This window comes from Conexibacter stalactiti, from assembly GCF_033542075.1.
In the GTDB taxonomy this organism is placed as follows: Bacteria; Actinomycetota; Thermoleophilia; order Solirubrobacterales; family Solirubrobacteraceae; genus Conexibacter; species Conexibacter stalactiti.
Genome location: NZ_JAWSTH010000030.1, coordinates 1 through 20,708 on the forward strand (window position 1 = coordinate 1; position 20,708 = coordinate 20,708).

Consider the following 20,708-nt stretch of genomic DNA (forward strand, 5'->3'; position numbering starts at 1 on the left):
CTGCCGTCCGCGCCCGCCGCGCCGCCGGCGCCCTGCGGGCCGGTCGGACCGCTCGGGCCCGCGGGCCCGGTGGGACCCGCCGGGCCGGCCGTCGGCGCGATGCCGGTCGCGTTCAGCGCCAGGCGGTGCGTGCCGTCACCGGTGTTCGCCTCGATCACGAGCGTCGCCTGCTGAGCACCGGTCGCCTCGGGCGCGAAGCGCAGCGCGACGGTGCAGGTGGCGCCGGGCAGGACCTGCGTGCCGCTGCAGCCGTCGCCGGCGAGCAGGAACGGCGCGGAGGCGCCCGGCTCCTGCCCGGCGACGCGGACGCGGCCGACGTCGAGCGCGCGGCCGCCGGCGTTGCGCACGACGAGCTGCCGCGGCGCGCCGAGCGTGCCGGCCTCCTGGTCGGCGAAGGCCGGCAGCTCGACCTGCAGCAGCGGCTCGTCGATCGCCGCGCGCGTGCGGCTGGAGATGATCGCCGCGTCGCCGCCGTAGGCGACCTCGACGCCGGCGCCGTCGCGGAGGCCGGCGATCCCGCCGAGCGCGGCGCAGCCGTGCTGGAGCGTCGTCGGCGAGGCGACCTGCACACCGTCCTTCAGCACGGCGAGCTGCTTGCCGAGGAAGCCCATCCCGTTTCTGCGGTTGACGAGGCAGGCGGCGGTCACGCTGCCGGCGGCGTCACGCTTGAGCGTGACGGCCGAGCCGACGCGGTGGCCGGAGGCGGCGACGATCAGGTCGGGCTGGTTGGTCTGGACGCCGTCGGCGCCCATCGCGCGCGCTCTGAGGAACTCCGCGACCTCGTTCTCGGGGCCGGCGTCGTAGGCATGCGGGATCGCGATCCCGCAGCCGTCGTGGATCGCCGCGATCGACTCGGGCGTGAAGCGGTCGAGCGTCGAGCCGACGTAGCGGGCGAATCTCGTCACCTCGTTCATCATCGACGGCGACTCCCACGTGCCGCGGTTGAAGATGAACTGGGCGCCTGGCGCGGCGACCGCGATGTGCGGCGCGTTGCTGCCGAAGAACGACTGCTGGATGAGGCCGTACTGATCGACGAGCTGGCCCTGCATCGCCATGTCGTCGGTGTCGCCCAGCTTGTTGTCGACCTCGATCCCGACGCCGGCCTTCGCCGCCAGTCTCAGCACCTCCTCGAAGGTGACGATTCTCGTGTCCTCGTACGGCGTGCCGATCCACGGCGCGTGGTTGCCGGCTCTCATCGCCTTCAGCTCGGCGAGCGTGAAGTTGGAGACCTCGCCGGTCTGCCCGGTCGTGCGGTCGACGGTTCTGTCGTGGAAGGCGACGAGCACGCCGTCCTTCGTCTTGCGCACGTCGACCTCGAGCGAGTCGACTCCGTAGGCCATCGCGGCCTCGTACGCCTCCAGCGTGTTCTCGGGCGCGAAGTTCCAGCCGCCGCGGTGGGCGGAGATGAACGGCTTGGCGCGGCCCTGGTCGGCCGGGTCGGCGAGCGCCCAGCGATCTCTGCGCAACGGCAGCGTGCAGGGGGCGACGTCGGTGACGGCCCACATGCCGGCGATCTGCTGGCGCAGCGCGATCTCCTGCGGGGTCGGCTCGTCGGCGGCGGAGGCGACGGTGACTGCGGCGCCGCCGAGCGAGGCGGTGGCGAGCGCGAGGGCGAGCGCGCCGCGGCGGGCGCGCGACGGAGCGAGACGAAGACTCATCGGAACTCTCGAATCGGGGGAGGAACCGGCGCCGCGGGGCGCCGCCTGCACCACATCAACGCGATCGTGCCAAGACGTGAAGCAGCCGTTACGAGGTCGTGACGAGCCCGCGACCGGCGCGTGACGGGGGTGTGAAGGCGCTCCCGAGCGCGGCGGTGCGGGGGCTAGCGCGCCTGCGCGAGTGCGACCGCGTCGGGGCCGGCCGGGAAGCGCAGCTGGCCGGTCACGTCGGTGGCAGCGCGCCACACCGCCTCCGCCACGTCGGCTTCGCGCGTCACCGCGGCCGGCTGCCCGAAGTCGGTCATGACGCGCTCGGCGAACGCCGCGTACGGCGCGGAGATCAGGCCGTCCATGCGGGACTGGCCGTTGCTCGTGAAGCCGGTCGTCGGGCCGTAGCCCGGCTCGACCAGCTTCGCGCGCACGTCGAACTGCTCCAGCTCGAGCGCGAGCGACGCGGTGAACCCTTCGATCGCGGTCTTGCTGGCGGTGTAGACGGCCACCAGCGGCATCCGCGCCAGCGTCACGCTCGAGGTCACGTTCACCACCACGCCGGCCCGCCGCTCGCGGAACTGCGGCAGCACCGCCTGCGTCATCGCCATCACGCCGAAGGTGTTCGTCTCGAAGATCTCGCGCGCCGTCGCGATCGGCGTCGACTCGAAGGCGCCGATCGCGCCGATGCCGGCGTTGTTGACGAGCACGTCGATCGGCCCGCTCGCCTCGATCGCGGCCGCGATCGACTCCGGTCTCGTCACGTCGAGCGTGACGACGCGCAGCCGCTCGGACCGCGGCAGGACGTCTTCGCGCGGCGTCCGCATCGTCGCGACCACGTTCCAGCCGTGCGCGTGGAAGTGGCGCGCGGTCTCCAGGCCGTAGCCCGACGAACAGCCGGTGATGAGCACGGTCTTCATGTCGACTCCTCTCTGCGGGCCGGTTGGACCCGTCGTCAGTTGCTGCAACGACAGTACCGACGACAACAGGATTATCTATCGTGTAAAGTCCGCGATTCATTCGCAAGAGTCCAGACATGAGCGATCCACTCTCAGAGGTCATCGCGCTGCTGCGGCCGCGCACCGTCTTCTCCAAGCGCATCAGCGGCGCCGGCCGCTGGGGCGTGCGCTACTCCGCCTACGGCGATCCGAGCTTCTGCACCGTGCTGGAGGGCGGCTGCCGGCTCGCGGTCGACGGTCACCCCGAGATCACGCTCGAAGCCAACGACTTCGTGCTGCTGCCGGCGACCCCGGGCTTCACCATGGCCGGCTTCGAGCCGGTGAGACCGCTGCACGTCGACCCCGAAGTGACGGCGGCGTCGCCGGACGAGGTCCGTCACGGCACCCCCGACGGGCCGCCCGACGTGCGGCTGCTCGGCGGCTACTTCGTCTTCGACTCGCCCGACGCGGCGCTGCTCGGGGCGCTGCTGCCGACGGTCGTCCACGTGCGTGACGCGGAGCGGCTCTCGACGCTCGTCCGTCTCGTCGGCGAGGAGTCGAGCGAGCAGCGCGCTGGCCGCGACCTCGTGCTCCCGCGCCTCGTCGAGGTGCTGCTCGTCGAAGCGCTGCGCTCGACTCAGGCGCAGCACGCGCACCCGGGACTGCTGCGCGGCCTCGGCGACACGCGACTGGCGCCGGCGATCCGGCAGATGCACGGCCACGTCGCGCGCTCCTGGACGGTGGCCGAGCTCGCGCGGACCGCGGCGCTGTCGCGCTCGGCCTTCTTCGACCGCTTCACCCGCACCGTCGGCCTGCCGCCGATGGAGTACCTGCTCACCTGGCGCATCGCGCTCGCGAAGGATCTGCTCCAGCGCGACGAACTGGCGCTCGCCGAGGTCGCCGAGCAGGTCGGCTACAGCTCGGCGAGCGCCTTCAGCACGGCGTTCAAGCGGTACGTCGGTCAGCCGCCGAGCCGCTACGCCCGCACGGTCGCTACCGCTTCTTCGCCTTCTTCACCGTGAACGTGACCGACTTGGCGGCGCTCGCGTTGCCGGCTGCGTCCCGCGCGACGAACGACGCCTGATAGGAGCGGGCCGGCGGCGGACGAACACCTCTCAGCAACCAGGCGACGTCTTTGTATGCTTTGTCGACCGATTTAGTCTACTTTAGCGCTGAGATGCCAAGGAGAGAGCCATGCCGCTCGCGTCACTGATCGAGGACAACCGCCGTGCGATCACCGCCGAACCGGTCAAGGCGAAGGTCGTCTTCGCCGTCGACGGCAGCCTCGTCGGCCTCACCGAGGTCGACCTCCAGGCCCGCGACCACACCGTCAAGGTCGACGAGCCGCCGGCGCTCGGCGGGCAGGATCTCGGCGCCAACCCGGTCGAGCACGCGCTGATCGCGCTCGCCTCCTGCCAGGCGATCACGTACCGCTTCTGGGCCGCCCAGCTCGACATCGCGCTCGACGGCGTCGAGATCAGCGCGGAGGGCGACCTCGACGTGCGCGGCTTCTTCGGCTTCGACGACGACGTCCGCTCCGGCTTCACGGCCGTGCGGCTGCGGATCACGCCGAAGGGTCCCGAGTCGGCGGAGCGCTACCAGCAGCTCGCCGACGCCGTCGACGCCCACTGCCCGGTGCTCGACCTCTTCGCCAACCCCACCCCGGTCGAGCGGACGATCGCGGTCCCCGCCTGAACGGATCCCGCGCGCCGTCGTCGCGCGGCAGCAGCAGCGGGGTCACCAGCAGCAGCGCGCCGGCGAGCGCGATCGCGAGGCGGGGGCTGGTCACGCTGGCCAGCACGCCCCACAGCGCGGTCAGCGCGGCGATCGCGGCGCTGCTGCTGATCGACCACGCCGACAGGGTGCGCGCGACGCGGTCGTTCGGGGTGTGCTGCAGCCGGTAGGTCGCCATCACGGGGTTGAAGAGGCTGATGCAGAGGATCAGGCCGAACTCGACGACCATCACGAGCGCCAGTCCGGCGGCGCCGTCGCTGACGACGACCAAGCCGACCGGCCAGCACGCGCGCAGCGCCCCGGCGGTGCGCAGGACCGTGCGCTGCCCGAATCGCGCCCCGATCCGAGGCGCCAGGCGTGAGCCGATCAGACCGCCGGCGCAGGGGACCGCGAACGCGAGGCCGTACTGCCACGGCTCGAAGCCGAGCTGACCGAGCATCAGGACCGCCAGCGACGGCTCGGCGGCCATGATCAGACCGTTGACGAGGATCGTGTTGAGGAACAGCGGACGCAGGCCCGGGTGGGCGAGGATCCAGCGCCAGCCTTCGAGCACGTCGCGGGCGCGCAGCCGCGGCGCGCCGGTTCGGCCGGGCTGCTGCTCCCTCCCGCCGATCGCGCGGATGCCGAGCGCCGAGAGCAGGTAGCTGACCCCATCGGCCACGACGGTCGTCACCGGGCCGAACAGCCCGACCGCCGCCCCGCCGAGCGGCGGTCCGACCGCGGTCGCGCTCCACGTCGTCGACTCGAACCGCCCGTTCGCGACGAGCAGGTCCCGCGGCGGCACGAGCGATTTCAGGTACGCCCCGCCGGCGGCGTTGAAGGTGAGTTTGGCAGCCGCGACGACGACGGAGACGACCAGCAGGTGGGCGAAGGTGAGCCAGCCGAGCGCGTACGCGACGGGGATGCTCGTCAACGCCGCGAAGCGGACCAGGTCCATCGCGATCATCACCGGCCGCTTGCGGCGAAACTCCATCCACGGCCCGAGCGGCAGCGCGACCACGGCGCCCACCGCCAGCCCGGCAGCCGCCAGCGCCGAGACCTCGGCAGGTCCCGCGTCCAGCTCGAGGATCGCGAGAAACGAGAAGGCGCCGAAGCCGATCCCCGAGCCGTACGCGCTGATCGCATACGCCGCCCACAGCCACGTGAACTGCCGCCCGAGCGACCGCCTCCCTGCCATCCGCCGCACTCCTTGCCGCTCGATCTGAACAACCACACGTTGACTCAGGAGAAGGTATGCGGGAGCAATAGCGCTTATCAAACAAAAGTTCGACTTGCAATCAACAACTCATGGTTGTCACAGCTAGGATCCCGGCGAATGGATCTCGACGCCGTCCGCACCTTTGTCGCCGTCACCGACGCCGGCCAGTTCCGCGAAGCCGCCGCCGAGCTGTCGGTCACCCAGCAGGCCGTCTCCAAGCGCATCGCGGCGCTGGAGCAGGACCTCGGCGTGCGCCTGTTCACGCGCTCCGCCCGCGGCGCCCGGCTGACGATCGACGGGCAGGCCTTCCTGCCCCACGCGCGTGAGCTGCTGCGGGTGGCTGAGCGGGCCGACGCGTCCGTGCGCCCCGGTCGACGGGCGCTGCGCGTCGACGTCCACAGCCGGCGGATCGCGTCGGCGGTGCTGCTCCAGCGCTTCCACCAGATGCATCCCGAGATCGAGCTGGACGTCGTGACGCTCCTGGATGCCGACGTCGGCGCCGCGATCGCCGCGGTCGAGGCCGGGACGGTCGACGCGACCTTCCACGCCGTCCCGGTCCCCGCCCAGCAGCTGCCGAACGTGATCGAGACGGTCCGCGTGATCGACGAGCGGCACCAGCTGCTCGTCGGCCCCGGCCACGCGCTCGCGAACGCCCACGCGGTCACGCCCGCGCAGCTCGCCGACCATCGGATCTGGATGCCCGGCATGGCGCCCGGCACCGAGTGGGCCGACTACTACGACGAGCTCGCCGCGGCCTTCGGGCTCACGATCGACGTCGTCGGGCCCAGCTTCGGGAACGAGGTCCTGCTGGCCGAGATCGCCGACTCCGCGGAACTGGCGACGTTGGCCGGCGAGCACACCCGCTACCTGTGGCCCGACAGCTACGACCTGCGGCGGATCCCGGTGCGCGACCCGACGCCGGTCTACCCGATCTCGCTGATCTGGCGCGACGACAACCCCCACCCCGCGCTCGCCGCGCTGCACGACCACCTCGTCTCCACCCGCGTCGGCCACGGCGACGCCGAGATCTGGCTGCCGAGCTGGGCCGTCGATTCCGCGCGCCGTCGTTCGTCGCATGGGTAGAGGGGAGCCAGAGGAGCCTCCCGCGACCAAGGAGCGTTGAGAGATGGGAAAGCTGATCGCGACTACGCAGGCCACGCTCGACGGCGTCGTCGATCCGGTCGGCGAGTGGGTGCAGCCGGACGGGGACCACGGCGACCATTCGTTCGAGCGGCAGGCGAGGTCGAGCGGGCTGGTGCTGGGCCGCAAGACCTTCGAGGGTCTGTCGGGGTACTGGCCGAGCGAGACCGGCAGATGGGCGGACATGGTCAACTCGCTGCCGAAGTACGTCGGCTCCACCACGCTGTCCGGAGATCTTCCGTGGAACGGGACACTGCTCGACGGGCGGCTGGAGGAGTCGATCCCGCGGCTGAAGCAGGAGGTCGACGGCGACCTGTTCATGCACGGCAGCGGCGAGTTCGCGTACGCGCTCGCGGAGAAGGGCCTGATCGACGAGTTCGAGGTCTACCTCAATCCGCTCGTGTGGGGCAAGGGCAACGTCCACGTGCTCGGCGACCGGGGAACGGTCCGCATGCAGCTCGGCGACGTGAAGCGATTCGACTCCGGCGTGGTCCTGCTCACCTACCTGCCGGCGACGAGTTGAGCTGATTGGATGTCGAGAAGTCCTGGCCGGCTCCGCTCACATGGTGAAGGGGCCGCGACAGGCGCGGCCCCAAGACGTCAGGGAGACCTCCATGCCCAAGTACCTGCTCCTCAAGCACTACAGCGGCGGCCCGGAGCCGCACCACCCCTTCCCGCCGCTGGACCAGTGGGACCCCGCCGACGTGGAGGCGCACTTCGCCTTCCTGCGGGAGGTCAGAGCGCTGTTGCAGGAGAACGGCGAGTACGTCGACTCGCAGGCGCTGGCGCCGGCGCAGACCTGGGTCCGCTACGGCGGGCCGGACGCCGCGCCGGTCACCACCGACGGGCCCCTGCCCGAGACCAACGACCTCGTGGCGGGCTGGTACCTGGTCGACGTCGAGTCGCGCGAGCGCGCGCTCGAGATCGCGGCGCACATCTCCTCCGAGCCGGGCCCGGGCGGCGGCCCGCTGCACGAGTGGATCGACGTGCGCGAGGTCCTCTCCGGCAGATCGTCGTCCGAGGACTGAACAGGCGTGGCCGATGAGCCGATCTCGGCCTGGGACGACGGCCCGCTGCGCGCGTACGGGCGGGACCTGATCCCACGCGTGCTCGCGGGCCTGGTCCGGCGCGGCGAGCAGTTCGACGCCGCCGAGGACGCGCTCCAGGAGGCGCTGCTGGAGGCGCTGCGGGTCTGGCCCGAGCATCCGCCGAACGACCCGCGCGCGTGGTTGACGACCGTGGCGACCCGGCGGCTCGTCGACGCCCGCCGCAGCGAGGCCGCCCGCCACCGCCGCGAAGAGGAGGCGGAGGCCGAGCCGCGGGTGGACGGGCCGGCTTCGTCGGAGGAGGTCGGCGACGACACGCTCTTCCTGCTCTTCCGCTGCTGCCATCCGGCGCTCGCGCCGGCCTCGCAGGTGGCGCTGACGCTGCGCGCGGTCGGCGGCCTCACGACACGCGAGATCGCCGACGCCTTCTACGTCCCGGAGGCGACGATGGCGCAGCGGATCAGCCGCGCCAAGAGAACCGTGCGAGGACGCCGCCTCGACCAGCCCGGCGACCTTGCCGTCGTGCTGCGCGTGCTCTACCTCGTCTACACGGCCGGCCACGCCGGCCGGGTCGACCTGGCCCGGGAGGCGATCCGCCTGGGCCGCCAGCTCACGCTCGCGACCGAGGAGCCGGAGGCGCGCGGCCTGCTCGCGTTGATGCTGCTCAACCATGCGCGCCTGCCCGCGCGGGTCGACGCCGAGGGCCGCCTCGTCACGCTCGACCAGCAGGACCGCGGCCTGTGGAACAGACGTGAGATCGCCGAGGGCGTGCGCGTCCTGCAGTCGGCGCTGGCGTGGCAGACGGAGGCGCGGCCGCCGGGCCGCTACCAGGTCGAGGCCGCCATCGCCGCCCTGCACGACGACGCGGCGAGCGCCGAGGAGACCGACTGGCCGCAGATCCTCTCCTGGTACGACGACCTCGTCGCGCTCACCGACGACCCGGTCCGCGACGACCCCGCCGCCGTCCTCGGCCGCGCCGTCGCGCTCGGTCACGTCGATGGCGCCGCCGCCGGCCTGCGCGAGAGCGACCGCCTGCGCGACGTGCTCGGCGAGCGCCATCGCTGGCACGCCGTGCGCGGGCACCTGCACGAGCTGGGCGGCGACCTGCCCGCCGCCGCCGCGGCCTACGCCGAGGCCGCCCGCCGCGCCACGACCGTCGCCGAGCGCGACCACCTCGTCCGCCAGGCCGCCCGTGCGCGGGCGCAATCGGCGCGCGCGTGACGGTCAAGCGCGCTCAGCCGAGCGCCGCCCCGGCCGCCGCCGACGCGTCGGGGTCCGGCAGACGCATCATCCGGAACGCGTTGGCCAGTCCCACCAGCGAGGCGAGCAGCGTGATCAGCAGCGCGACCTGAAGCGCGAGGTGGCGCGCGTCCTCGTTGATGCTGAGGATCTCGTCCTGGATCTCGCGCGGCTGATCGGCGAGCAGCGGTGCGAGCTGCGCGTCGCTCATCACCTGCGCGTCGTCCTCGAGCACTTGCGCGACCTGCTGCTGCTCGGCGACGGGCAGGACGTTGCTGGACTCCGCCTTGTTCGTGAAGGCGATCGACAGCGTGGCGAGCATCACCGCGCCCGCGAACGCGAGGCCGAAGGAGAGCCCGAACGATCCGGTCGCCGAGTTGACGCCCGCCGCTTCGCCGACGCGCTCCTCCGAGACCGGAGAGAGCGTGTAGTTGTTGAGCTGCGAGACGAGCAGCCCGAGCCCGGCGCCCGCCAGCATCAAGGGGATCACCAGGTACCAGCCGGTGTCCGCGCGCGGGACCAGCGGGATCAGGATCACCATCGCGAGCACGAGCAGCGCGAAGCCCGCCCGGATCAGGCTGCTGGGACGCCGCTCGCCGGCGCGCTTCCCGGCGAGCACCGCCACCGCGAACATCGTCAGCGACAGCGGCGCGAGCGACAGGCCGGCCTCCAGCGCGTTGTATCCCAGCACGAGCTGCAGGTAGATCGGCAGGGCGATCAGCATCCCGCCCAGGGCGATCTGCTGGAGGATGCCTTGAGCGATCCCGAAGCTGAACAGCTTCGAGTCGAACAACGAGGGATCGAGCAGCGCGGCCTCGCCGTCCCGCTTGCGGCGGACGATCCAGTAGACGAAGGCAGCGAGCGCCGCCATCCCGACCGCCAACAGCGCGGCCACCGACTCGCCGCCCTCCTGCCAGACGAGGACGCCGAGCACGACGCCGCCCATGCCGACCACGGAGAGTACGGCGCCGACCCAGTCGACGGCCCGATCGCCCGTGTACGGAACGTCGCGGATCAGCCCGCTCCCGGCCAGGACGATCGCGATGATCCCCACCTCGAGCAGGAACCCGACCCGCCACGACAGGAGCGTCGTCAGGAAGCCGCCGAGCAGCGGACCGATCGCGGCGGCGATCGCCGCCGAGGCGCCGACCAGCGCATAGACCTTCGCCTGCGTTCTGCCCTCGAAGTTGCCATGGACCAGCGACTGCATCGCCGGCAGGTAGAGCGCGGCGCCGAGCCCGCCGATGACCGCCCAGAAGACGATGATCGCCGCCAGCCCCTGACCGACCACCATCGCCAGCGCACCGAGCGCGTAGAGGACCAGGCCGGCAACGTAGGCGCGCTTGCGGCCGAAGAGGTCGCCGAGCTTGCTGCCGATCAGGATGAAGGCGGCCGACACCAGCGCCTCGATCGCCACAGCCGACTGAACGCCGCTGACGGTCGTGTCGAGATCCTCCACGACGGCCGAGATCGACACGTTCATCAACGACGTGTCGATCACGAACACGAACATCGCCGCCGCGAGCAGGATCGCCAGCCGCGGCGTTCCCGCCGGCTCGTCGGGCACCTTCGCCGCCTCAGCCGCCACCACCGACACCCGCCCTCGGATCGCCACCGGAGTCCGCCCGATCCTCACACAGCGCGGCACCCGCGCGCCACCTTCACCGCACGATGTTGGCGGACGCGCGCGCTACCGGGTCAGAGCCAGGTGCGTCGCTTGAACATCGCGTAGAGGGCGACGCAGCTGATCACCATCGTCCCGAGCGCGAGCGGGTAGCCGATCTCCCAGCCCAGCTCGGGCATGTGCTCGAAGTTCATCCCGTAGATCGTCGCGATCAACGTCGGGGCGAAGAAGATCGCGGCCCAGGCGGAGATCTTCTTGACCTCCTCGTTGGTGCGGTTCGCCGCCTCGCTGAGCGACTTCGTCTCCAGCGTCAGGTTGACGCTGAGGATGTTCTGCAGCAGCTGGCGGAAGCCCGCGACCCGCTCCTCGATCCGCACCGCGTGGTCGCGCACGTCGCGCAGGTAGCGGCGCTCCTCGTCGCCCATCCCGTGCTCGCTCATCAGCGCGTCGAGGATCACGACCAGCGGCTTGGTCGCGCGCTCGAAGCCGATCACCTCGCGCGACAGCTCGTAGATCCGCCGCGACGCGTTCGCGCTGCCGTCGAAGACGTCGTCCTCGATCTCGTCGACGTCGTTCTGCACCCCCGCGACGACCGGCTCGTAGTCGTCCACGACCTGGTCGAGGATCGCGTGCACGATCGCGACCGAGCCGCGCTGCAGCAGGTCCGGTCGCGTCTCCAGCTTGTGCCGCACGCTCGCGAGGTCGGGCGCCTCGCTGTGGCGCACGGTGATCACGAACTGCGGGCCGGCGAAGACGTGCACCTCGCCGAACTCGACCGTCTCGGTCGCATCGACGTAGCGCGCCGGACGCAGCACGAGGAAGAGCGCGTCGCCGTAGCGCTCCAGCTTCGGCCGCTGGTGCGCCTTGACGGCGTCCTCGACGGCGAGGTCGTGCAGGTCGAACTCGTTCGCGACGTGCGCGAACTCCTCGGCGCTGGGGCGGTACAGGCCGATCCACGCGATCCCCTCGCCGCTGCGGCAGGCGGAGTTCAGCTCGGCCAGGCTCTCGGGCGCCGGCATCCGTCTGCCGTCGCGGTAGATGGCGCGGTCGACGATCACGCAAACACCTTCGCGGGTGGACCCGCGGCGGAGATCGGCGGCGCAGGTGCGTCGACCGCGATCCGCAGCGCGGCGCTGTACGGGCGGCCGGGGGTCGCGACGGGGAAGGAGTCGCGGCTGAGCGCGTCGGGTTCGGCGGTCATCGCCTCCAGCGTCACGTGCGGCTCGTCCGCGTGCGTGCGCACCTGCGCGAGCGGGAAGCCCGCCAGCGATTCCAGCGTCAGTCGCCGCGTGTCGGAGATCACCGCGACGCGACGGTCGGAGCCAAGCGCGAACACCTCCTGCACCTCCCCGCGATCGAGTCGGCACGTCCGCGGCGCGCGCGGCTCGGTCACGCCCGTCGGTATCAGGCGCTGGTCGGTGAGGAGCTGCTGACGTCGCGGCAGCGCGACCGCGCACACCGCCGGGTCGCGCCTCAGATAGACGCGATAGCCGAAGCAGACCGGCACCGGCACCCTGCCGGTCGCCTCGATCTCGGTCGCGACCGACAGCGCTCGCCCCGCCACGTCGATCCGCAGGTGCAGACGGTGCGGAAACGGGAACAGCGCGAGCTGCCGCCGGTCGCGATCGAACGGCAGCGTCGCCTCCAACCACGCCGAGCGCGCGTCCGCACCGCTGTCCTCTACCCGCCACGCGTGCCCGCTCGACTGCACGCCGTTGACGGGCAGGCCCCAGCGGTCGGTGTGCAGCAGCGGCGAGACCGGCAGCCGCACGGTCGTGCCGCCGGCCGTGTAGCGCCACGCCGAGAGCCGGTTCGTCCAGGGGTGCATCAACGAGAGTCCCATCGAGATGCCGCAGCTCGCGTACGCGGCCAAGCCGAATCGTTCGCCGAGCAACTCCTCGCCCGCGTACCGCAACGAGCAGCACGTCATCCCGACACGCGGCGCGAAGCTCGCCTCCAGCCCGTCAGGCGAGCCGAGCGTCACCAGCTCGAAGTCGCCGTGCCGCGCGACCGTGCGGCTGCACGCGACCGGGGCCGAGACGGCCGGTAGGCCAGGCGCCTCGTCGAGGACCTCCGGCGGATCCAGACTGAGGACAGGGGGCATCTACGCTCCTTACGGCAAGCACGACAGATCGCTCTCCACGATCGCGCCGCACCCGTCTAGGCCGCATCAAGATCCCGCGCCGCAGGATCAAGATTTCGTCAAGCCGGCCGGACGCGGAGGCCGTCGAGCGCGGCCTGGAGGATCGGGTCGAGGTAGTCGGGCTCGGCGGGGATCTTGGCGATCGCGATGACCATGTCGAGGATCTGTTCGAGCGTCAGGTCGTCGCGGATCTCGTGCGCCTGCTGGGCGGCGGCGAGGAGGGAGCGGCCGGCGCCGAGGACGCGGTCGCGGTTGCTGTCGAAGACCGGGTCGCTGGGGTCGGCGTGCTGCAGCAGCTCGGCGCTGATCGGGCGTTTGCTGACGAAGTAGGCGAGGAACCGCTGCAGCCAGGTCGTGAGCGCCTCGCCGGGTGGGCCGTCGAGCCTCCCGGCGGCGTCGCAGATGGCGTCGACCTCATCGGCGTAGAGCGCCTCGAGCAGCTCGCGCCGGCCCGGGAAGTTGCGGTAGAGCGTCGCCATGCCGACACCCGCGCGACGGGCGATCTCGGCCATCGAGATCTCGCCCTCGCCGTCGGCGAAGGCGGCCCGGGCGGTCGCGAGGATCGTCTCGCGATTGCGCTTCGCGTCGGCCCGTCTGGACGGGGCTGGCGGTCTGGTGGAAGACATCGAGCTTGAAGTGGATAGGCTATCCGCTACAGTGAAACGAACAGGCTATCCGCTTCACTGCGAAGCATCTTACCGCCCCGCCGCGCGTCCGCTCGCGGCGGGCGAAGGGAACTCTTCATGGACTACCGCCCCCTGGGACGCACCGGCGTCTCGGTCAGTCAGCTGTGCCTCGGCGCGATGATGTTCGGCGCCTTCGGCAACTCCGACCACGACGACTCGGTCGCGATCATCCACCGCGCGCTCGACGCCGGGATCAACGTCATCGACACCGCCGACGCCTACTCCGGCGGCGAGTCGGAGGAGATCGTCGGCAAGGCGCTCGCCGGCGGCCGCCGCGACCATGTCGTGCTGGCGACGAAGGTCGGCCTGCCGATGGGCGAGGACCCCAACCACCGCGGCGGGTCGCGGCGGTGGATCACCGCGGCGGTCGAGGCGTCGCTGAGACGGCTCGGGACCGACTGGATCGACCTCTACCAGGTCCACCGCCTCGATCCGGCGACCGACCTCGACGAGACGCTCGGCGCGCTGTCGGACCTCGTCCACGCCGGCAAGATCCGCGCCTTCGGCGCCTCGGCCGTCGCGCCCTCGCAGATCGTCGAGGCGCAATGGATCGCCGAGCGGCGCGGCCGCGAGCGCTTCCGCACCGAGCAGCCGCCGTACTCGATCCTGACGCGCGCGGTCGAGTACGACGTGCTGCCGACGAGCCTGCGCCACGGGCTCGGCGTGCTCGCCTTCAGCCCGCTCGCGGGCGGCTGGCTGTCAGGCAAGTACCGCAAGGGCCACGAGATCAGCGGGCCGGGCTCGGCCGCGCGGCAGCAGCGCTTCGCCGCCGCGATGGACGCCAGCCTGCCCGCCAACGCCGCCAGACTCGACGCCGCCGACGCGCTCGGCACACTGGCGGACGAGGCCGGCCTGACGCTGGTGCAGCTGGCGATCGCGTTCGTCACCCGCCATCCGGCCGTGACCTCGGCGATCGTCGGGCCGCGGACGATGGAGCACCTCGAGTCCTACCTCGAAGCCGACGGCGTCGAGCTGTCCGCCGAGCTGCTCGACCGCATCGACGAGATCGTCCCGCCCGGCCACTCGGTCGACGTCGCCGACAACGCGTGGGCGACGAGCACGAACGCGCTCGACCCGGCCTTCCGGCGCCGGTAGCGGCCCCGCTCAACTGGGTGGCTCCCGTGAGCGGCTCGCCGCTCACGGGAGCCACACGCGGTCCAGCTTCGCGTTGTCGGGGCACGCGCGATCGCGGACCCGGATCGGCAGGCACATCGTCGTCTGGTTCCCATCGCGGTCGACGGCGTCAACGCCGAGCGCGACGCCGCGCACCCGTCCCATCAACGCTCGCTGCTGCTTGGGCGAGAGGCGATAGACGGTTCTGGAGCGCTCGTCCGACGCCTCCTCGAAGGTGAATGCAGCGGGCTCTTCAACCGTCGCCAGCCAGGAGCGCCCACCCTCCCGGTCCAATCCCGACAGCCAGACGTTGACGACCTGGCACGTCTCGTCGCAGTCGAGCGAGATATCGAGCCGCCGCTCAGAGATGCGGTCGGTCTCGATTGCGACCTCCATGCCGGGCGGATGGCGATCGAGCGAGGCGACCATGACGACGACGGCGCCGACACAGAGAGCGGCGACAGTCGCCACGGCGACCTGGGCGAGCAGGCGCACGCGGCGCGACGAAGAGCCCTTCGCCTGCGGAGTCCGGCCACCCGCCTGCGCGAACGCTCCAAGCGACGGCCGGATGCCGCCGCCCCGGCGCCGCATCGCGACCGCCAGCCAGCCCAGCCGTGCGGCACCGAGCATCGCCGCCCCAAGCGCAACGGGGGACATGCCCGTCGAGGGCACGAACTTGATCGAGCCGCCGTCCACCTGTGCGCTGGCCGAGCGCCACGAGATCCATGCGAGCTGGCCTTCGACGACCAGCTGCAGGCAGACCACCGCCAGCAGGAGGCCCGCGATCGCGGGCAGGGCCGAGACGGCGAAGCGCATGCGCGGCTCGGCCGGGGGCTCGAGGTCCAGCCGGGCGAACGTCGCGCGCTCGCGTCCGGACACGTGCTCGCGCAGGAGGCGCTGCGCGACGGCTTCCCCCGCGGCCCGCGGCCGCAGCACCAGGAAGGCCGCGACACAGACGACCAGCAGCAGCAGCGACGTCGCACCGACATTCGTCGTCAGCAGCAGAGCGAGGGCGTCATCGATCCCCGAGGGATCGAGGTTCGAAATCTCCGTGAAGACCCCGGTCAGCTGCGCCGAGCCCTCTCCCGACGGCGCGAGCTGGCGCACGATCCGGGAGAGCGGAAACGTCAGCAGCTGCGTGACGACGAGGATCGCGACCGCGACCGCGACCATGCGGAGAGGCCGAGGTGCCGGCAGCGCCAGCGCGAAAGCGCGCACGCGCTCGGCGTCGGCCTGCTCCTGCGGCGGAAGCGATCCGAGACCCTCCAGCAGGCGGTAGCGCCGATCGAGCAGGTCGAGCGCGCCGCGCACGTGGGTCGCGAGCGCGCGGTCCGCGCCGACCGCGAGGCCGAGCCTGCCGCGGAGGGGCGTTCCGCGGTCGGCACCCGCCGCCAGCAGCCGCGCATAGGCGTCGAGCAGCGCGGCGACGCTGAACATCGCGCGCGTGCCCGAGGTGCCCCCCATGTCGAAAGTCTTACATACGGTGCATCACTGCCGCCGAGTCAGCCCCTGGGCATGTGCTCGGCGGGATAGCGGCTGCCGTAGGAGCCGTTGGGGACGATCGCTTGGATCCGCGCGAGGTCGTCGTCGGTGAGCGTGACCTCGGCGGCGGCGACGTTCTCCTCGAGGCGCCTGGGGCTGCGCGTGCCGGGGATCGGGACGACGTCCTCGCCCTGGGCCAGCAGCCAGGCGAGCGCGAGCTGCGTGACGGCGATGCCCTTGCTGGCGGCCAGCTCCCTGAGCTGGTCGATCGCGCGGACGTTGGCGGCGTAGTTGTCGCCCTGCCAGCGCTCGTCCCAGCGACGCATGTCGCCCTCGGGATACTGGTCTGCGGGCTTCACGTCGCCGGTCAGGAAGCCGCGCCCGAGCGGCGAGTAGGGAACGAAGCCGATGCCGAGCTCGCGGGTGGTCGGCAGGACGGCGTCGGCCGCCTCGCGCTCGAAGATCGAGTACTCGGTCTGCAGCGCGGCGACGGGCTGGACGGCGTGCGCGCGGCGGATCGTCTCGGGGCCGGCCTCGCTGAGGCCGAAGTGGCGGACCTTGCCGGCCTCGATCAGCTCCTTGACCGTGCCGGCGACCTCCTCGATCGGCACGTCGGGGTCGACGCGGTGCTGGTAGAAGAGGTCGATCACGTCGACGCCGAGGTATCTGAGGCTGTTCTCGGCGACCTGACGGATGTTCTCCGGGCGGCTGTCGAGCCCACCGGTGAACTGCCCGCTGGAGAAGTCGAAGCCGAACTTCGTCGCGATCACGACATCGTCGCGAAACGGCTTGACGGCGCGGCCGAGGAGCTGCTCGTTGCTGCCGGTGCCCATCCCGTACAGCTCCGCCGTGTCGAACAGCGTCACGCCGAGCTCGTGCGCGCGCTCGATCGTCGTGATGCTCTCCTGCTCGTCTCTGGTGGGGCCGTAGGCCATCGTCATGCCCATCGTGCCGAGCCCGAGGGCCGACACGACCAGGCCCTGCTGGCCAAGCGTTCGCGTCTGCATATCTGTCTGTCCCTTCACGTCGCGTGTGGCGGTTGCTGCTCCCTATGTCATAGCATGACAACTCCGGCGCGTTATGCTCATGGCGTGACCGAAGCCGCCTCCAGACCGCCGCGCAGCCTGCGTGAGCGCGCCCGTGACGCGGTCCGCGAGCAGATCGCCGAGATCGCGCTGGAGCTGTTCGCCGAGCGCGGGTTCGAGCACGTCACCGTCGAGGAGATCGCAACCGCCGCCGGCATCTCGGCGCGCAGCTTCTTCCGCTACTTCCCCAACAAGGAAGACGTCGTGATCGCCGATCCGGTCCCGTCCGCCGAGGTCATTCGCGACACCTTCGCCGCCCGCCCCACCGACGAGCCGATCTGGACATCGCTGCGGGTCGCATTCGACGCGCTCGTCAAGGACGTGACCGGCGCCGAGGCCAAGCGCGGCTCGATGACGATGAAGGTCATCACCAACAGCCCCTCGCTGCGCGCGCACAGCTTGGAGAAGCACCACGCGTGGGCGACGATGCTGACCCCGCTCGTGCTGCAGCGCCTCGATGACGGACCGGGTCAGAACATGCGCGCCGAGACGCTCATCCGCGCCGCCCTCGCCTGCTTCGACGCAGCCCTCGCCGAATGGGCCGCGCACGACGGCAGCGTCCCGTTCGACCCGCTGCTCGACCAGGCCTTCGACGAGGTCGGCCGCGCGGCCGGCGGCGCGTCGAGCCCGCGGTAGGCATCGACGCGCCAACGCTGTCTCACGCCCGGCGACGGCGCATCCGAGAGGATCACGCGCCGTTCGCTGAGGAGACGCCTGCCTCGAGCCCGACGATCAGGTCGAGAAGACCCTCGGCTTCCCAAGCCCGGTTGCGCGCCGATTCACCGAGACGCGTGAGGATGCCGGCAGCCTCCATCTGCTCGATCGCGTTCGCAGCGGCCGGCTTTGTTCGTCCGGTCGCGGCGACGGCGACCGGCACCGTGATGACCGGATGGGCAGGAAGGACGGTGATCAAGCTCCAGGCGGCTGCGTCAGTACGAGGATTCGAGTGCTGACGCAAGCGCTCACGCCATTCATCCTGCAACTCGCCGACCCGGATCACGTAGCGAGCGGCGAGCGTGGCGGCCTCAGCGGTGGCGGCGGCGAACAGCTCGATCCAATCGGCCAGGCGATCCTCGCGAAACAACGTCAGCCCCTTCAAATAGCGATCCTTGTCGCGAGCCAGCACGACGCTGACCGGGGGGACGAACGCCGGTGTCACACCGCGCCTTCGGAGGATGACCTGCACCAAGGCGCGCCCCGTCCGGCCATTGCCGTCCTCGAACGGATGAATCGTCTCGAACTGGGCGTGGGCGATCGCGGCCTGCACGAGCGGCGGAAGCGCGACGTCGTTGACGAACACGCAGAGATCGTCGAGGAGGCGATCGACCTCCTCCGGCGGCGGGGGCACGAACGCCGCACCGCAGGGGTTGTAGTCGTTGCCACCGATCCAATTCTGCGAAGAGCGGAACCTCCCGGCGATCTGGGAGTTCGGCGCGCGTTCGAGCAGCGCCCGATGGATGTCGAGGAAGTCCGTAGGACGCACGCCCTCGAGGTCCGCGGCTCGCTCGATCGAGAGCTGCATCGCGTCGATGTTGGCGAGGATCTCGGCGGCGCCCGACCCGACCTTGCGCCCGGTGTCCCATTTGCTCTCGGCGCGCGCGAGGCTGCGAGCATCGAGCTGCAGGCCCTCGACCTTCGAGGAGGCGATGGACTCGGTTCGCAACAGCAACCGAGCGAGTGGCGTCAACGCGGGCCCCGCGGCGCGGTTCAGATCAGCGATCGCCCGCTCCGCATCGGAGACCACGCCGGCAACGTCGCCAGGAAGGACGATCTCCGCGGCGGCGACCGGCCCGGGAACGAAGGCGTCGTACTCACAGGCACGCCGATACCGCGGAGGCACATAGATGGCTGGATCCGCCTGCCAGGTCTTATGGACATACCGTCCCCGCACCACGATCCTTCGTTTGGTTCGATCATCAGGCAAGGGAACGTTGCGTTCCTTGCCTAGCGGCATCCTATCTCGCTGTGAACTCTTAGGAAAGGATAGCCTTTAGGCTTTCCTTCTGGTGCTCATTGGGAACGCTTGTCGAGTGCCCCGGCCTGACGCGTCCGTCACGGTCGGGCGATTGACGTGGGTGTCGCCGGGAGCGCCTTGAGAACAAGGCACTCCCGAAAGGCAACACCCATGGACTCTTCGCAGTTCACCGCCGACGTGATCATCGCCGGGTGCGGACCGACCGGTGCGATGCTGGCCGCCGAACTGCGGCTGCACGATGTGCGGGTCCTCGTTCTGGAGCGGGAAACCGAGCCCGCGTCGTTCGTCCGCGTCGTCGGTCTGCACATTCGCAGCATCGAGCTGATGGCGATGCGCGGGCTGCTGGATCGCATGCTCGAACACGGACGACAGCGTCCGGCCGGCGGATTCTTCGCGGCGATCGCCAAGCCTGCGCCCGAGGGCCTGGATTCCGCGCACGCCTATCTGCTGGGCATCCCGCAGCCGGTCATCGTCCGCCTGCTCGAAGAACATGCGATTCAGCTGGGCGCGCAGGTCCGGCGCGGTCGTGCGGTGGCTGATCTCGCGCAGGACGACGAAGGGGTGACCGTCGAGCTGACCGACGGCGAACGGCTGCGGTCGCGCTATCTCGTCGGCTGTGACGGCGGCCGCAGCACGGTGCGCAGACTGCTCGGCGTCGGCTTCCCCGGCGAGCCCGCGCGGACCGAGACGCTGATGGGCGAGATGGGAGTGGGTGCGCCGCAGGTGGAGATCTCCGCGAAGATGGCCGAGTTCCACGGCACCAACACGTCCTTCACTCTCAGACCCTTCGGCGAAGGGGTCTATCAGGCCGTCGTCCCCGCCGCGGGAGTCAGCGATCGCGCGGAACCGCCCACGCTCGAGGACTTCAGACGACAGCTGCGCGCCATCGCCGGCACCGATTTCGGCGTGCACTCCCCGCGCTGGCTGTCCCGCTTCGGCGATGCCACCCGGCAAGCCGAGCGCTATCGGGTCGGGCGGGCGCTGCTGGCCGGCGATGCGGCGCACATCCACCCGCCGATCGGCGGCCAGGGCCTCAACCTGGGCGTTCAGGACGCAGTCAACCTCGGCTGGAAGCTGGCGGCGCAGATCCACGGCTGGGCGCCGGAAGCGCTCCTGGACACCTACGAGGCCGAACGTCATCCCGTCGCCGCGGACGTGCTGGACAGCGTCCGCGCCCAGATGGAGCTGCTGTCCACGGAGCCGGGCCCGCGGGCCGTGCGCAGGCTGCTCACCGAACTGATGGACCTCGACGAGGTGAACCGCTATCTGATCGAGAAGGTCACCGCGATCGACATCCGTTACGACTTCGGCGCAGGCCCCGACCTGCTCGGCCGCCGCCTGCGCGACGTCGAGGTGAGGCAGGGCCGCCTCTACGGTCTGCTGCAGCGCGGCCGCGGCCTGCTGCTGGACCGCACCGAGCGCCTGACCGTCGACGGCTGGTCAGACCGGATCGACTACGTCGCGGATTCCACCGCGGCGCTGGCTGCTCCGTGCGTCCTGCTGCGCCCCGACGGCCACGTCGCCTGGATCGGCGACGATCAGCAGGACCTGGACGACCACCTCTCCCGCTGGTTCGGCAAGCCCGCCAACTGATGCTCGTCTCGGAAGATCACGCGCCGCTCGCTGAGGCGACGCCAGCCTCGAGTCCGACGCTCAGGT

General features: G+C 71.2%; 18 protein-coding genes and 1 pseudogene. 9 read left to right on the plus strand and 10 right to left on the minus strand.

Going from position 1 to position 20,708, the window contains the following annotated elements; all coding sequences use genetic code 11:
* Both R7226_RS12990 and R7226_RS12995 read right to left on the minus strand, forming a co-directional pair.
* On the minus strand, window positions 1–1,658 hold a 1,658-nt coding region (locus R7226_RS12990), incomplete at its 3' end, for a glycerophosphodiester phosphodiesterase family protein (protein ID WP_318597594.1).
* Window positions 1,659–1,822: 164 nt separating this feature from the next.
* The gene (locus tag R7226_RS12995) at window positions 1,823–2,566 is read right to left on the minus strand and encodes an SDR family oxidoreductase (RefSeq protein WP_318597595.1); all 744 of its coding nucleotides are present in this window, start codon (window positions 2,564–2,566) and stop codon (window positions 1,823–1,825) included.
* 116 nt (window positions 2,567–2,682) lie between these two features.
* Here R7226_RS12995 and R7226_RS13000 point away from each other — a divergent pair, with 116 nt between their 5' ends.
* Together R7226_RS13000 and R7226_RS13005 are read left to right on the plus strand one after the other, a co-directional pair.
* A complete protein-coding gene (locus R7226_RS13000) occupies window positions 2,683–3,606 on the plus strand; it encodes an AraC family transcriptional regulator (RefSeq protein ID WP_318597596.1) in 924 nt (307 codons plus the stop codon).
* 172 nt (window positions 3,607–3,778) lie between these two features.
* Window positions 3,779–4,195 (plus strand): annotated as a pseudogene (locus R7226_RS13005) (OsmC family protein); the annotation flags it as partial.
* Here R7226_RS13005 and R7226_RS13010 read toward each other — a convergent pair.
* The gene (locus tag R7226_RS13010; protein ID WP_404827830.1) at window positions 4,149–5,495 is read right to left on the minus strand and encodes an MFS transporter; all 1,347 of its coding nucleotides are present in this window, start codon (window positions 5,493–5,495) and stop codon (window positions 4,149–4,151) included. The pseudogene R7226_RS13005 and the gene R7226_RS13010 sit on opposite strands and share 47 nt — an antisense overlap.
* A 138-nt stretch (window positions 5,496–5,633) precedes the next feature.
* Between R7226_RS13010 and R7226_RS13015 the strand changes: the two genes are divergently transcribed.
* The 4 genes from R7226_RS13015 (at window position 5,634) to R7226_RS13030 (ending at window position 8,923) form a co-directional block, all read left to right on the plus strand.
* Window positions 5,634–6,599 (plus strand): LysR family transcriptional regulator, encoded by a 966-nt coding sequence (locus tag R7226_RS13015; RefSeq protein WP_318597598.1) that lies wholly within the window; start codon window positions 5,634–5,636, stop codon window positions 6,597–6,599.
* 43 nt (window positions 6,600–6,642) lie between these two features.
* The gene (locus tag R7226_RS13020) at window positions 6,643–7,179 is read left to right on the plus strand and encodes a dihydrofolate reductase family protein (protein ID WP_318597599.1); all 537 of its coding nucleotides are present in this window, start codon (window positions 6,643–6,645) and stop codon (window positions 7,177–7,179) included.
* 91 nt (window positions 7,180–7,270) lie between these two features.
* The gene (locus tag R7226_RS13025; RefSeq protein ID WP_318597600.1) at window positions 7,271–7,684 is read left to right on the plus strand and encodes a YciI family protein; all 414 of its coding nucleotides are present in this window, start codon (window positions 7,271–7,273) and stop codon (window positions 7,682–7,684) included.
* A gap of 6 nt (window positions 7,685–7,690) precedes the next feature.
* Window positions 7,691–8,923: an RNA polymerase sigma factor gene (locus R7226_RS13030; protein WP_318597601.1), complete on the plus strand. Its 1,233-nt coding sequence runs from the start codon at window positions 7,691–7,693 to the stop codon at window positions 8,921–8,923.
* 13 nt (window positions 8,924–8,936) lie between these two features.
* Here the strand turns inward: R7226_RS13030 and R7226_RS13035 are convergent, their stop codons facing one another.
* From R7226_RS13035 to R7226_RS13050, 4 genes are all read right to left on the minus strand, one after another.
* Window positions 8,937–10,532, minus strand: a complete 1,596-nt coding sequence (locus R7226_RS13035; RefSeq protein ID WP_404827831.1) for an MFS transporter — start codon at window positions 10,530–10,532, stop codon at window positions 8,937–8,939.
* Between the two features lie 107 nt (window positions 10,533–10,639).
* Window positions 10,640–11,623 (minus strand): magnesium/cobalt transporter CorA, encoded by a 984-nt coding sequence (corA, locus tag R7226_RS13040; protein ID WP_318597603.1) that lies wholly within the window; start codon window positions 11,621–11,623, stop codon window positions 10,640–10,642.
* On the minus strand, window positions 11,620–12,669 hold the full coding sequence (locus R7226_RS13045; RefSeq protein WP_318597604.1) for an aldose epimerase family protein: 1,050 nt from the start codon (window positions 12,667–12,669) through the stop codon (window positions 11,620–11,622). Before R7226_RS13045 ends, corA begins: the two co-directional genes overlap by 4 nt.
* A gap of 98 nt (window positions 12,670–12,767) precedes the next feature.
* Window positions 12,768–13,334, minus strand: a complete 567-nt coding sequence (locus tag R7226_RS13050; protein ID WP_318597605.1) for a TetR/AcrR family transcriptional regulator — start codon at window positions 13,332–13,334, stop codon at window positions 12,768–12,770.
* A gap of 117 nt (window positions 13,335–13,451) precedes the next feature.
* Here R7226_RS13050 and R7226_RS13055 point away from each other — a divergent pair, with 117 nt between their 5' ends.
* The gene (locus R7226_RS13055; RefSeq protein WP_318597606.1) at window positions 13,452–14,489 is read left to right on the plus strand and encodes an aldo/keto reductase; all 1,038 of its coding nucleotides are present in this window, start codon (window positions 13,452–13,454) and stop codon (window positions 14,487–14,489) included.
* 42 nt (window positions 14,490–14,531) lie between these two features.
* On the opposite strand, the gene R7226_RS13060 is transcribed toward R7226_RS13055, so the two are convergent.
* Both R7226_RS13060 and R7226_RS13065 read right to left on the minus strand, forming a co-directional pair.
* A complete protein-coding gene (locus tag R7226_RS13060; protein ID WP_318597607.1) occupies window positions 14,532–15,818 on the minus strand; it encodes a hypothetical protein in 1,287 nt (428 codons plus the stop codon).
* A 191-nt stretch (window positions 15,819–16,009) separates the two neighbouring features.
* The gene (locus R7226_RS13065; protein WP_318597608.1) at window positions 16,010–16,996 is read right to left on the minus strand and encodes an aldo/keto reductase; all 987 of its coding nucleotides are present in this window, start codon (window positions 16,994–16,996) and stop codon (window positions 16,010–16,012) included.
* 84 nt (window positions 16,997–17,080) lie between these two features.
* Here R7226_RS13065 and R7226_RS13070 point away from each other — a divergent pair, with 84 nt between their 5' ends.
* Window positions 17,081–17,710 (plus strand): TetR family transcriptional regulator, encoded by a 630-nt coding sequence (locus R7226_RS13070; protein WP_318597609.1) that lies wholly within the window; start codon window positions 17,081–17,083, stop codon window positions 17,708–17,710.
* Between the two features lie 52 nt (window positions 17,711–17,762).
* Here the strand turns inward: R7226_RS13070 and R7226_RS13075 are convergent, their stop codons facing one another.
* Complete coding sequence (locus R7226_RS13075; protein WP_318597610.1) at window positions 17,763–19,028, minus strand: Fic family protein; 1,266 nt, start codon at window positions 19,026–19,028, stop codon at window positions 17,763–17,765.
* Between the two features lie 171 nt (window positions 19,029–19,199).
* Between R7226_RS13075 and rox the strand changes: the two genes are divergently transcribed.
* Window positions 19,200–20,642: a rifampin monooxygenase gene (rox, locus tag R7226_RS13080; protein ID WP_318597611.1), complete on the plus strand. Its 1,443-nt coding sequence runs from the start codon at window positions 19,200–19,202 to the stop codon at window positions 20,640–20,642.
* The last annotated feature ends 66 nt before the right edge of the window (window positions 20,643–20,708 follow it).